This is a genomic window from Streptomyces venezuelae ATCC 10712, assembly GCF_008639165.1.
Lineage (GTDB): Bacteria > Actinomycetota > Actinomycetes > Streptomycetales > Streptomycetaceae > Streptomyces > Streptomyces venezuelae.
This window is the reverse complement of record NZ_CP029197.1, coordinates 4,182,821-4,195,315: the sequence shown is the minus strand read 5'-3', so window position 1 is coordinate 4,195,315 and position 12,495 is coordinate 4,182,821. Positions and strand designations below refer to the sequence as shown.

Sequence of the window (12,495 nt, the reverse complement as noted above, 5' to 3'; positions counted from 1 at the left end):
CGCGCTCCTTTCCTTCCTTCTCGCCTACCGGGTTAGCTGACGGGTTCGGAGCAGGAAGGTCTCCTACGGGCTCGTCGCACGGGGTGCGAGGGGCCCGATTCACCCCAAGTGGTGGTTCCCCGGTTCCTTTTCAGGATTCGGCGCGTGCGCACGGTGCCGTCTCTTGCGACGGCTGGGACGACCGCGCTGCGTTATCGAACGTTAATAGACGCGGGGTCCCGATTCCAAGCCGTTCCCCTTGATCATTCATTGAATTGGGGTGGAATAGCCCGAGTTGACCCCCCTTCAGCAAGGAGGGGCGAAACCCCTGCGATCTGACGTTAAGTCAATTGTTATCGCAGCGACACCTCTCGACTACGGCCGGTGACCGGGGTCAGCGGAGCGGCGCTCACCGCCCGCCCGGCGGCACCACCGGCATCGTCCGCCGCCGCTCCGGCTGCCCCGTCGCGGGCCGGCTCACCGCGAGCAGCGCCATGTCGTCCGTCGACCCGCCGCCGGTGTGGAGCCGTACGTCGTCGACGAGCGCGTCGAGCAGCTCCTCGGGCCCCGGGAAGATCCGGCCGGCCAGCCGCTGCCCCGGGTCGTAGAAGACGCCCTCCGCGTTCCGGGCCTCCGAGAGGCCGTCGGTGTAGAAGAGCAGCGTCGCGCCCGGCGGATAGGGCCGGGCCTCCGCCCGGTCCGGCCACGCCGCCAGATCGCCCATGCCGAGCGGCAGCGCCGCCTCGCCCGGATCCATGGTGTCGAGACGCCCGTCGGCGTACAGCATCAGCGGCGGCGGATGCCCGCGGTTGACGACCCGTACGAAACCGTCGAACGTGCCGCCGCCGTCCCCGCGCGGAATCTCGGCCAGGACGGCGGTGGTGAACCCCTCGAAGGCGTCGAGCCCGTCCCTGCGGGTGCCCTCCCGGGCGAGGGCCCGTTCGAGCCGCCCGGCCACGCCCTCCAGCGTCCGCTCCTGCTCGGCCGCCTCCCGGAACGCCCCGATCACCACGGCGACGGCCTCCACCGCCTCCATGCCCTTCCCCCGGACGTCCCCGACGACGAGCCGCACCCCGAAGGGCGTGTCCTGGACGGCGAACAGGTCGCCGCCGATGAACGCGTCCGCCTGCGCCGCCTCGTACCGCGCCGCGCAGTGCAGCCCGCCGATCCGCTCGGCGGGCGTCGGCAGCACCGCCTTCTGCGCGGTCTCGGCGATCACCCGCGCCGAGGCGAGCCGCTCGCCGCTGCGCCGCACCACCCGGTTGATGAGCAGCGCCAGCGCGGAGACCGTGAGGACGGTGAGGACCTCGGTGAGCGAGGAGATCTCCAGCGCCGTCTCGTTGTAGACGTGCAGCCCGAGCGAGGCGAGGACGGCGGCGATCCCGGTGAGGAGCGTCGTCAGGGTCGAGAAGAACGGCGCCGCGATCAGCGGGGCGGCGGAGAAGAGCGGCGCCGCGCTGTACTTGGCCGGCGTCAGGAGGTCGAAGACGACACCGCCCACGATGACCAGCGGGGGCAGCGCGCGGATGAACCGCCGCGCACGCCCGTACGAGCGGGGGTCCCCGCCCCGCCGCCCACCGCCGACCACTCCTAGGGGCTGCCCCACCTGTACCTCTCCTGCCCGGTCCGTACCGGCCGCGGACCGTACCGCGCCCTCCCAGGGTCACCGCCCCGGCCCCGCGCGGCGACTCCCACGGGGCCGACTGGCGTACGGACGGGCTACAGGTTGCGCTCCGCGTAGATTTCCATCGCGTCCCGGACGAGGACGGCGGTGCCCTCGCCGTGCTTGTCGTAGTGCGCGGTGAAGCGCGGGTCGTCGACGTACATGCGGCCGAGGCCGATCACGTACTCCTTGGTCGGGGTCGTGGTGGAGGACAGCCAGGCGACCTGGCGGCGCGCGAGGGCCTGCACCTCGTCGCTGTCCGCGGCGAGCCCCTGCTGGAGCGCCCGCGCGAAGTCGCGGGCGATGCCGGCCTGCTCGTCCATGAACGCCTTCTGCCGCTCGGCGCTGAGCGAGCGCCACCAGCGGTCGCCCTTCTCGTACGCCTCGCGGCCCCAGCGTTCGGTGACCTCCTTCTCGTGCACCGTGTGGTCGAAACCGTCGAACACTTCGTCGGCCATGAGTTCTTCTCCCTTCTCGGTCTTGTGGAGAGTGGTCCGCACCGAGGCGATCTGCCGCCCGATGCGCTCCCGCTCCTGTTCCAGGAGGGCGAGATGGGTCCGCAGGGCGGCGGACGTGTCCTGCTGCCCCGCGAGGACCTCGGCGATGGCGGGCAGCGAGAGCCCCAGCTCGCGCAGCAGCAGGATGCGCTGCAGCCGCACGAGCCCCGCCTGGTCGTAGTACCGGTAACCGTTCGCGCCGATCCGGCTCGGCTCCAGCAGTCCGCGCTCCCCGTAGTGGCGCAGGGTGCGGCTGGTGGTGCCGGCCTTCTTGGCGATCTCTTGGATCGACCACTCCATGCCGAGAACGCTAGATCTTGACGTTGCGTAAAGGTCAAGCGAAGAGCGGAGACACGACGAAGGCCCGGATCCAGTGACTGGATCCGGGCCTTCGCTGCTACTGAGTAGCGGGGACAGGATTTGAACCTGCGACCTCTGGGTTATGAGCCCAGCGAGCTACCGAGCTGCTCCACCCCGCGTCGGTAAACACGACTCTACGGCATGACCGGGGCGATCACGAAATCGGTTTACGTCAGCACCCGCAGTCGTCGGAGTCGACGGGGGCCGTGAGCGGGTCCGCGGCCTTCTCCGCGGGGCCCTCCCAGGTCTCGTACGCGAAGCCCTCGCGCACCCAGTACTCGAAGCCGCCGAGCATCTCCTTCACCTGGAACCCCAGCTCCGCGAGGGCCAGCGCGGCGCGGGTGGCGCCGTTGCAGCCGGGGCCCCAGCAGTACGTGACGACCGGCACCGACCGGTCGAGCAGCCGCTCGGCCTGCTCGGGGATGAGCGCGGTCGGCAGGTGGATCGCGCCGGGCACGTGCCCCTGGTCCCAGGAGGCCGTCGACCGCGAGTCGATCACCACGAAGCCGGGGTCGGTCCCCTCGGCGGCCGCGGCGGCGAGCGCGGCGGCCACGTCGGACACGTCGGCGTGGAAGGCGAGGCTGGCGGAGAAGTACGCGGCAGCGGCGGCGGGAGAGGCCGGCGGGGTCCGGAGTACGGCGTTGACCTGCGAAGTTGTCGTCGTCATGGTGATCAATCTATGGAGGATGATCACTGCCTTGAAGAGGCGATCCACGGCGCTGGGGAGCATCGGCCGGGGAATCCCGGGCGTTCACGCGGAGGCGGCGTGGATCTCACGTAGCGGAATCCCCCCGGCCGCCGACGCCCCCCGCAACGGGGGTGACAGACGGTGTCACATCGGCGAGGTTTGAACCGTCATGGAGCCATGACGGGACGCGAACGGGGAGACCGACGAGTGCGAGTGGACCACGACCACGACGACCTGACCGACGCCAAGGAGCTGCTCGCCCGGCGCTTCGAGGCCGATCGGGGCCATCTGCGGGCGGTCGCCTACCGGATGCTGGGCTCGCTCAGCGAGGCCGAGGACGCCGTCCAGGAGGCCTGGTTCAAGCTCAACCGCAGCGACGTCAGCGCGGTCGAGAACCTCAGCGGCTGGCTCACCACGGTCGTCGGCCGGGTCTGCCTCGACATGCTGCGCTCGCGCGGCTCACGCCGCGAGGACCCGCTGGAGTACTACGTCCCCGACCCCGTCGTCCGGGTAGCCGGCGCCACCGACCCCGAACACACGGCGGAGGTCACCGAGTCCGTCGGTCTCGCCCTGCTCGTCGTCCTGGAGACCCTGGGACCCGCCGAGCGGCTCGCCTTCGTCCTCCACGACATGTTCGCCGTCTCCTTCGACGAGATCGCGCGGATCGTGGACCGCACCCCCGCCGCCACCCGCCAGCTCGCCAGCCGGGCCCGCCGCCGCGTCCAGGACGCCACCCCCGCCCCCGGACCGGACGCCCGCAGGCAGCGGGAGATCGCCGACGCCTTCCTCGCCGCCGCGAACGGCGGCGACTTCGAAGGCCTGCTCGCCGTCCTCGACCCGGACGTGGTGCTGCGCGCGGACGGCGGCAGGACCCTCGCGGCCGTCTCCAAGCTCGTCCGGGGCGCCGAGGCCGTCATCTCGCAGGCCCTCATGTACGCCAGGTTCCGGCAGGCCGCGCTGCCGGTCGTGGTCAACGGCGCCCCCGCCGTCCTGTCCGTCGTCGACGGACGCCCGGGCGCGCTCATGGCCTTCACCATCGCCGGCGACCGGATCGTCGAGCTCCAGATCCTGGCGGACCCGGAGCGGCTCGCCGCACTCGGCCTCTCGGAGGAGGACCTGGCCCGCGCGACGTACTGAGCCGGCGTCGCCGCCCCGTGGGTCCGTGACTCCCGGTCACTTCCCCCTGGCGGGCGGCAGAGAGGCCCCGGCGACCAGGGAGACGGCGGCGCTCGCGATGCCGAGGACCGCACCGGCCGCGACGTCACCGGGGTAGTGCACCCCGGTGTGGACGCGGGAGTAGCCCACGGCCATCGCCAGGACCTGGAGGGGCACGGCGGCCGGCGGCAGCACCACGCCCACGGCGGTGGCGAAGGCCACCGCCGAGGCGGTGTGCCCGGAGGGGAACGACGCCGAGTCCGGCATCCGCACATGACGGCCCACCACCACCCGGGCCGCCTCCCGGTCCGGCCGGGGCCTGCGGACCAGCCGCTTGCCCAGCAGGTTGGCGGTGGCCGAGGCCACGGCGACGGCCCCGACCCCGGCCAGCGCCGCCCTGCGCGGCCGGCCGGGCACCAGGGCGAGCGCGGCCGCCACGCCGAACGAGATCTTGGAGTGGTTCGCCGCCCGCGACAGCCTGCGCAGGCTCGTGTCGAGGGTGGGCGTGGGGGTGGCGGCCACGGCGGCGTAGACGGCGCCGTCGATCGCGTTGAGGTCCCGGAGGACGGCCCGGAAGCGGTTCGTGGGGGTGCCGTCGGGGGTGGGGGTGGTGCCGGGGGTGGGGGTGCCGTCGGGGGTGGGGGTGCCGTCGGGGGTGGGGGTGGTGCCGGTCATGAACCGCTGCTCCTCGAAGTGGGCTGGAAGGCGATTTCGGTGATGCGCCGCCAGTCCAGTGGCGGCTGGGGCTCGATGACGCCCGGCCGGTGCCGCGGCACGAGCACCCGCAGGGCGCGGGGGCGCAGGGTGCAGACGACGGGGGTGGGCAGGGTCAGCGCCTCACCGTCGACGGCCACGGCGATGGTGCCGGGGGCGCCGGGGGCCGGGGCCTGCGCGGGGACGATGGCCGAGGCGGGCGGGGGCACGGGCGCCGCGGCCTTCCCCGTCACCTCGACCCGGGCGGCCGTCAGGACGTTCAACCCGGTCGACTGGGTGCCCAGTACGGCCATCTCGGCGGCCTGCGCGGCCCCGTCGACCCGGACGGCGATCACCCCCAGCTTCCCGCTGTCCAGGCGGGGTCTCCGGGCGGCGGCGGCACTGAACGGATCGGGCGCGGCGTACGCGTTGTTGCTGACGAGGAGCGCCTGCTGGGCGGGCAGCCGGACACCGTCGGCGAGCGCGTCGAGCCGGTCTCCGCCCCCGCCCTGGAGCAGGTCGGGCAGGACCTCGACGGCGGTGCCGGCCTTCGCGTCGCGGTACTCGGGGTGCTGGACGACATCGGCGTACACACCGAAGGAGACGGTGTTCACGAACGCCCGCCCGGCCACCGACCCGAGGTCGACGCGGAGTTCCTCGCCGTCGACGAGGGCGTCCAGACAGGTCGTCGGGTCGGCGCGGTCCAGGCCCAGGTCGAGGGCGAAGTGGTTGCGGGTGCCGGCCGAGATGACGAGGAACGGCAGGTCGTGCTCGGCGGCCACGGCCGCGACCAGCGCCTGGGTGCCGTCCCCGCCGGCCACCCCGAGCAGGTCGGCGCCGTCCGCGACGGCCTCCCGGGCGAGCGCGGCGACGTCGGTCTCGACCGACGGGTCGATGAGGACGACCCGCGCGCCCAGCTTCTCGGCCCGCTCGACCAGCCCGAAGCGGGCGACCTTCCCGCCCCCGGACTTCGGGTTCATGATCAGTACGGGCCGCTTGGGCCGGGGCCGCCGCTTCGGCCGCGGGCGGCGCGGCCCGCCGTTCACGTCCCGGATGAGGCGCAGGGCGGCCCGCGCGCAGACCAGCGCCACGCCCCAGGACGCCAGGGCTCCGAGCGCCGTCAGCCAGGGCCCCCAGACGGCGTACATGACGAGGACGGCGAGCGGCGCGCCGACGGCGAGCAGCGCACCGGACACCCGCAGCGGCCCGCGGTGGGCGAGGAACCACCAGATGCCCACGGCCGAACAGGCGAGCCCCGCGAACGCGCCGAGCAGGACCAGCACCCCGGCGCCACCGAGGCCCGTCAACAGCAGCACGACCGCCAGCGCGGCGGCACCGAGCGCCCACCGCGCCAGCGTCCGGGCCTGCTCCATCGGATCACCGGCCCCGTACACCGCCACCGTTCCCCACCTCCGTGCTCGACGTCCCGCCCGCGTCCGGGCGGCCACGTCCCAGACTCACCTACGGTGACGCACCCCGCGCCCGGAAAGATGCCTTCCCGCAAAAACGTTCCCCAGCCCCGCCGATGGGGCCAGGTGCACGAAAGCGCCCCGCCCGGTCGGAACCGGGCGGGGCGCTTCTCGGCGGCGCGGAGGTCTCCACCCCCGGCTGCCACACGTAGGCCGTGTGGGACTCGAACCCACAACCAACGGATTAAAAGTCCGCTGCTCTGCCAATTGAGCTAACGGCCCGTGGACAAGCACACCCGTGCAGCATAGCCCGAGTGATCCCCCGAACCGATCGGGTATCCGACACGGGCCCGGGCGCGTGCCGTGCGCCCGGGCCGGTGGCCGGTGTTCCGGGTCGGCGGGGGCCGTGCCGCGCCCCCGGGCCGGCGGGGGCCCGGGGGCGCGGCACAGGGATCAGAACAGGGCCTTGAAGGTGTTCCAGCCGCCCGAGCCGATCAGGACGCGGCTCTGGTAGGCGCCGGCGCAGGTGGCCGGGTAGCCGTAGAGCTTGCCGGTGGTGTCGCGGGCGACGAGGTCCGCGCAGCCGTCGCCGGAGATGTCACCGACGCCGGCGAGGGCGGAGTAGCCGCCCCAGCCGCCGCCGACCCTGACGCGCGGCGTCACGCCGCCGGTCGCCGTGCCGTAGTAGCGCCACAGCACGCCGGCCGCGTCCACGCCGAGCAGGTCGCCCCGCCCGTCGCGGTTGAGGTCTCCGACGCCGACGATCTTCTTGTACAGCTTCCAGTTGACGCCGATCCGCACCCGGGGCGCGAGCCGGTGGTCGGCCGTGCCCGCGTAGAAGTACATGTCACCGGTGGTGGTCTGGCGCACGATCAGGTCGATGAAGCCGTCGCCGTTCGCGTCGCCCGGGGACGTCAGCACGTCGTACTGGCCCCAGCCGGAGCCCAGGAGGGTGTACGGCGACGAGGCCGTCACCACCTTGCCGCACCCCGGCCGGTAGGCCCGCAGCTGGTCGCCGACCCGGGCCAGGACGTCCGCGCAGCCGTCGGCGTTCACGTCACCGAACGGCACCAGGACGGTGCTGGTCGCGAACTTCGCGCCGGTGGCCGTCATCCGCCCCGACAGACCGCCGAAGCCGTCGCCCCGGTACATCGAGACGCCGCCCGTGGTGTCCAGGGCCAGCAGCTCGCCCTGCATGTCGTTGCCCGCCAGGTCCCGCCAGACCGGCCTGCCGCCGGAGACCGAGACCGAGCCGGCGACGAGCAGGTCGGCGCCCTTCCCGTCGGCCGTGTTCGCCCGCAGCCGCCAGGTGTACGAGCCATTGGGCACGGGCTTGCCCGCCGCCGTCCGGCCGTCCCAGACGACGTCGACGCGGCCGCGGGTCTCCCCGCCCGCGAAGGAACGCACCGGCTCCCAGCTGTGCGGGTCGAACAGCTGGAGCTCCCAGGCCGCCGCGGGCTTGGAGAGCGCCCAGGACGCCCGCCAGCCGTCCTGCACCCGCATGGTCGCGGGGGTCCGCGCCGCGAGGGTGGTGAGGTCGGAGGTGGGGACGCCGGTCCACACGACGTGGACGTGGTCCTGGGCGTCCCGGTAGGCGACGGCCCCGCCGAAGCGGTCCACGGTCCAGCCCTCGCGGCGGACGCCCGGCAGGGGCTCGGAGTCCACGAGCGTGCGCGGCGCGGCGGCCGTCCCCGTGTGGAAGTCGGTCAGCCGCAGGTACGAGCCGCCGTCCCGGTCCACGACGAAGCCGTCGCCGAGCAGGCCGCCGGTGGACGAGCCCCTGGGCAGGGCGATCCTCGTGCCCGTCTGGAGGTCCAGGACGCCCTGCCGGCCGAACTGGGCGCAGGCCCAGTACAGCCAGCGGCCCGTCACCTGAAGCTCCGTCGCCTGGCAGGTGGCGCCGGTCGCGACCGTGCCGAGGTCCTTGCCCGTGACCAGGTCCGTCCGGGACACCTGGCCGGCCGTCGCGGTGCCGGCGAACAGCGTGTCGCCCCGCAGGGCGGCCGCCGTCTGCGGCTGCCGCTTCACGACGGACGGTGCTCCGGGGGCGGCGTCCAGGTCGACGACGAGGGTCTCCTCGCCGGGGACGAGGACGCCGGCGACGGTCGGCCGCCCGCCCTGGAAGACCGCCCAGCGGCCGGAGGCGTCGGCGAGCCATCCGCTGGTCTTGCCCGTGGAGACCCTGGCTGCCTCCTTCGCGGAGCGCCGCCCGACCACGTCGAGACCGGAGCCGCCGCGGGCCAGGTGGACCGTGCGGCCGTCACCGGAGTCGAACAGCGGGGTCGTGGGCTCCAGCCGCTCCTCGGAGCCGACCGGCGCGGGCTCCGGCGCGCCGGTGTGCAGCGGGGCGACCGGCAGGTCCCACGCGAAGAACCCCCGGCTCAGCCCGCCGTCCTGCTCCAGGGTGGAGAGGCGGCCCGCGCCGAGGGCGAGCGACTGCACCGCCGTCGCCAACGGCTCGACCCGGCGCAGCTTCTCCAGCGCCGGCGCGCCGCCGCCCTTCCCCGGGACGGCCTTCAGCAGGGACCAGTCGGTGGCGGACGAGCCGCCGACGACGGCCGCGCCGGCCCCGCCGGCGATCTGGTTGATCTCCGGTTCCGCCTTCTCCAGGAGCGTCTGCGGGACGCCCTCGGGGGAGAGCGCGACCAGCGGCCGCCGCAGGGCGGAGTCGACGCCGCCGGCCTCGCCGACGGCGAGGACCCAGTCGCCGACCAGGCCGATGCGGGCGGCGCTCAGGCCCTCGGGCAGTGCGTACGTCCGCTCGGGGCCGAGGGGCGCGGACCGCTCGCGGACGTGCACCCGACGGTCGCGGTCGATCCACGCGATCCGGTCGGCGCTCAGGGCGACCGGCGCGACGAGGATGCTCTGCCCGGCGGAGGTGGGCGCGTCGATCACCGTCATCCGCCCGGTCCGCAGGTCGACGAGGCCGAGGTCGGTGAGGTCGTACGGGTCGGTGGCGGACCGGCCGAAGCGGATCACGGCGGCGGTGTCGTCGCCCGCGACGAGCCGCGCCATGTGGAGGCCGGCGCCCTCGGGGAAGCCGGTCACGGGGATCTTCGTGCCCGCGGGGTCCCCGACGCGCCGCAGGTAGTAGCCGGTGGTCGTCTGCGTCGACTCCTCGGACTCGTACTGCTGGAAGAGCAGGGTGTCGCCGAGCAGACCCCGGTAGCTCGCGTCGCGCGGGATGGTCAGCGGCTCTTCGGTACCAGTGGCGAGGTCGCGCAGGGCGTGGCTGCCGGCGCCGGAGCGGACGTACGCGTACCGCCCGCCGACGCCGCTCTCCGCGAAGGCCGGGGTGCCGGAGCCGTACCCGAGGGACGCGGTCCGGCCGGTCGCGAAGTCGGTCCAGAAGAGTTCGCCGCCGAAGGCCGGGTCGGAGTCCTCGGTCTCGTGCGCGAAACCGCCGGCGGAGACGGCGGAGACCGTCACCTGCCGGGGCTGGGTCCGCCAGTGGGGCGTGATGTCGAGCTGGTCGCCGGGCGGTACGGCGGCCGGCAGCGCCGTCGGCGCGGCGGCCGGTACGGCGTGGGCCGGCGCCGCGCCGATCACCGAGGCGATGAGCGTGGCGGCGACGACGGCCGTACGCGCGCGCCCGCGCGATGAGCGTGCCAACAAGGGTCCCTCCCCGGGAGTTCTGAAAGCTGAGGAAACGGTGCGGAAGCCGGACCGGGGCCCGTGCGGCGGATGTCCGCCGCACGGGCCCCGGTCTACGCGTCGCGGATCACGACAGCGTCTTGTACATCTGCCAGCCGCCGCCGACCTTCACGCGGGACGCGAACGCGCCCTTGCCGTCGCCGTCGTACCGCCACAGCACACCCGTGGTGTCGCGGGCCACCAGGTCCGCCCTGCCGTCGCCGGTGAGGTCACCGACGCCCGCGAGCGCGTTGTAGGCCTGCCAGCCGCCGCCGACCCGGACGCGGGACGCGAACGCGCCCTTGCCGTTGCCGTCGTACCGCCACAGCACACCGGTCGTGTCGCGGGCCAGCAGGTCGCCGGCCTTGTCGCCGTTCAGATCACCGACGCCGACGACCGAGTTGAAGATCTGCCAGCCACCGCCGAGCCGCACCCGGGACTTGAACGTGCCCGCGCCGTCGTCGGCGTACATCCACAGCTCGCCGGCCGGCGTGCGCGCCAGCAGGTCCGTCCGGCCGTCGCCGGTCAGGTCACCCGGCGCGGTCAGGGTGTTGTAGCTGTTCCAGCCCCCGCCGAGAGTGCGCTGCGGGCCGCCCGGCGCGAACGCCGTGCCGCAGCCGCCGTCGTGCCGCGTCAGCACACCGGTGGAGCTGCGGACCAGCAGGTCGTTGCACCGGTCGCCCGACAGGTCCCCGAAGGGGACGACCGTCGACGTCGCCGGCCAGCCGGCCGCCGTGGCCCCGGTCCCGAGTCCGCCGGTGCCCGTGCCCGTCCGCACGGTCAGCGCGCCGGCCGGGGTCAGCGCGAGCAGGTCGCCCTTCCCGTCACCGCTGTGGTCCCGCCACTTGGGGAGCGGCTTGACGGGGGCGGGGGCGGTGGTGGCCGCCCGCAGCTCGTTGGTGAAGTCGCCGCTGGACTGCTCCCACACGGCGACGGGCCGGTCGGCGGCGTCGGTGGTGACCTTGCCGAGGGAGTAGCCGCTGGTGTGGGTGGAGAGCCGCGTCGGAGCGGCGGACCAGACGCCGTCGACGCGCGAGGACGTCATCAACGTCTTCTCCTGCGTCCACACCGCGTGGAAGGTGTCGTCGGCCCCGACCGTCAGATCGAACTGGTCGTCCTGGACGTATCCGGAGGAGAGCGTCTTCAGGGCGGACCAGCCGCCGGTGGCGGACCGCGTCGTGGTCCGTGCGCCGAAGCCGGTGGCCTCGTCTGCGGCGACGCCGAGCAGGGTGACGTCACCCCGCCCGTTGACGGCGACCTCGCGCCAGGCCCCCGTGCGGAAGCCGTTGGCCGGCTCCTCGGCACCCCAGGTCAGGCTGCCGGCCGGGCGTACGGCGAGCACCTGCGTCGACGACCCGGACGTGGGGTCGTCCGTCGTGGCCCAGGCCAGCGCGGCGTGGCCGCTCCGACCGATGGCCAGGGTGAGGCCGGTGGGGTACATGCCGGCCTTGGAGACGGGGACCGGCGTGGTCCACGTGCCTCCGGCCGTGCGGTCGCTGACCTTGACCTCGCCGGTCCTGCCGGTGCCCTGGACGAAGGCGAGGGTGGCGGTGCCCTGATCCGAGTAGACGAGCTCCGGCGAGCCGTTGACCCCTCCGTCGGCCAGGGGCTCGTCGATCCGCAGCGGCTCCGACCAGGCCTCGCCCGGGGCGGGGCGGACCGAGGACCACACCCCGGCCTTCCCTTCCGAGAACTTCTGCCAGACCGCGACGAGCTCGCCCGAGGGCGAGCCGGCCAGCTGCCCGCTGTGGACCCAGCCGGGGTCGGTCATGATGACGGACGCGGCGGACCACGTGGTGCCACCGGCGGCGAGGGTGGACATGCGCCATACGGCGCCGGGCTTCTCGTTCTCCGGCCCCCCGTCGTTCGGGTACTCCATCCAGCCCGCCGTGACGGACCCGTCGGCCGAGACGGTGAGGTTGGCGTCGGAGCGCTGGCTGGGCAGCTCGGCGAGGACGTGCGGCGCGCCCCAGGCGGAGCTGACCGCGGGACGCACCGCCACGACGAGGTCGTTCTTGCTGTGGTCCACGGGACTCCGGTGCCACAGCGCGACGATCGCGCCGTCCTTGGCCGTCTTGAGGTCCACGAGGCTGTGGATGGCCGTGCCGTCGGTCAGCGGTACGGACGCCGCCCACGGGTCGATCTGGGCGGCGGCGGTCGCCGCCGCGGTGGCCGGGGCGGCGGTCGCCGTCGCGGCCAGTGGGCCGACGCCCGCGAGCAGGGTCGCGGCGGTGACGGCCGCGATGGAATGGCGTAGAAGAGCGCTACGAGGCACCCGGGTCCTCCCCTGAGGCATGCACGAAAGTCGAGACATGGGGAAGGACAGCGGTGCTCATGTGGAACAGACGTCGCTTCGCGGCCCCCCAGCCGCAGCTCCCCCATGCGAATGCGCCGATGCTAACAGCCGCTCCGCCGCCC

At 74.0% G+C, this 12,495-nt stretch carries 8 protein-coding genes, 2 tRNA genes and 1 riboswitch; of the genes, 1 reads left to right on the top strand and 9 read right to left on the bottom strand.

Features of this window, described 5'->3' with window-relative positions; all coding sequences use genetic code 11:
* Nucleotides 1–6: 6 nt before the first annotated feature.
* Nucleotides 7–153: riboswitch (cyclic di-AMP (ydaO/yuaA leader) on the bottom strand.
* A 235-nt stretch (nucleotides 154–388) separates the two neighbouring features.
* From DEJ43_RS19300 to DEJ43_RS19285, 4 genes are all read right to left on the bottom strand, one after another.
* Nucleotides 389–1,585 (bottom strand): PP2C family protein-serine/threonine phosphatase, encoded by a 1,197-nt coding sequence (locus DEJ43_RS19300; protein WP_015035060.1) that lies wholly within the window; start codon nucleotides 1,583–1,585, stop codon nucleotides 389–391.
* Between the two features lie 113 nt (nucleotides 1,586–1,698).
* Complete coding sequence (locus tag DEJ43_RS19295; RefSeq protein WP_015035059.1) at nucleotides 1,699–2,439, bottom strand: MerR family transcriptional regulator; 741 nt, start codon at nucleotides 2,437–2,439, stop codon at nucleotides 1,699–1,701.
* Between the two features lie 105 nt (nucleotides 2,440–2,544).
* Nucleotides 2,545–2,618: transfer RNA gene (locus tag DEJ43_RS19290), tRNA-Met, on the bottom strand.
* A 53-nt stretch (nucleotides 2,619–2,671) separates the two neighbouring features.
* Nucleotides 2,672–3,166 (bottom strand): rhodanese-like domain-containing protein, encoded by a 495-nt coding sequence (locus tag DEJ43_RS19285; RefSeq protein ID WP_041662693.1) that lies wholly within the window; start codon nucleotides 3,164–3,166, stop codon nucleotides 2,672–2,674.
* A 198-nt stretch (nucleotides 3,167–3,364) separates the two neighbouring features.
* On the opposite strand from DEJ43_RS19285, the gene sigJ reads away from it, so the two are divergent.
* Nucleotides 3,365–4,324 (top strand): RNA polymerase sigma factor SigJ, encoded by a 960-nt coding sequence (gene sigJ / locus DEJ43_RS19280; RefSeq protein WP_015035057.1) that lies wholly within the window; start codon nucleotides 3,365–3,367, stop codon nucleotides 4,322–4,324.
* 36 nt (nucleotides 4,325–4,360) lie between these two features.
* Here the strand turns inward: sigJ and DEJ43_RS19275 are convergent, their stop codons facing one another.
* From DEJ43_RS19275 to DEJ43_RS19255, 5 genes are all read right to left on the bottom strand, one after another.
* Nucleotides 4,361–5,017: a phosphatase PAP2 family protein gene (locus DEJ43_RS19275; protein ID WP_079179232.1), complete on the bottom strand. Its 657-nt coding sequence runs from the start codon at nucleotides 5,015–5,017 to the stop codon at nucleotides 4,361–4,363.
* Nucleotides 5,014–6,408 carry a diacylglycerol/lipid kinase family protein gene (locus DEJ43_RS19270; protein ID WP_181399533.1) on the bottom strand — a complete coding sequence of 465 codons (1,395 nt, stop codon included), beginning with the start codon at nucleotides 6,406–6,408 and terminating at the stop codon, nucleotides 5,014–5,016. The genes DEJ43_RS19275 and DEJ43_RS19270 overlap by 4 nt, the downstream gene beginning before the upstream one ends.
* Before the next feature lie 245 nt (nucleotides 6,409–6,653).
* A tRNA-Lys gene (locus DEJ43_RS19265) sits at nucleotides 6,654–6,726 on the bottom strand.
* Between the two features lie 171 nt (nucleotides 6,727–6,897).
* Complete coding sequence (locus DEJ43_RS19260) at nucleotides 6,898–10,059, bottom strand: FG-GAP-like repeat-containing protein (RefSeq protein WP_015035054.1); 3,162 nt, start codon at nucleotides 10,057–10,059, stop codon at nucleotides 6,898–6,900.
* A gap of 106 nt (nucleotides 10,060–10,165) precedes the next feature.
* Nucleotides 10,166–12,352, bottom strand: coding sequence for an FG-GAP repeat domain-containing protein (locus DEJ43_RS19255; RefSeq protein WP_015035053.1), 2,187 nt, complete (start codon nucleotides 12,350–12,352; stop codon nucleotides 10,166–10,168).
* Nucleotides 12,353–12,495: the final 143 nt, after the last annotated feature.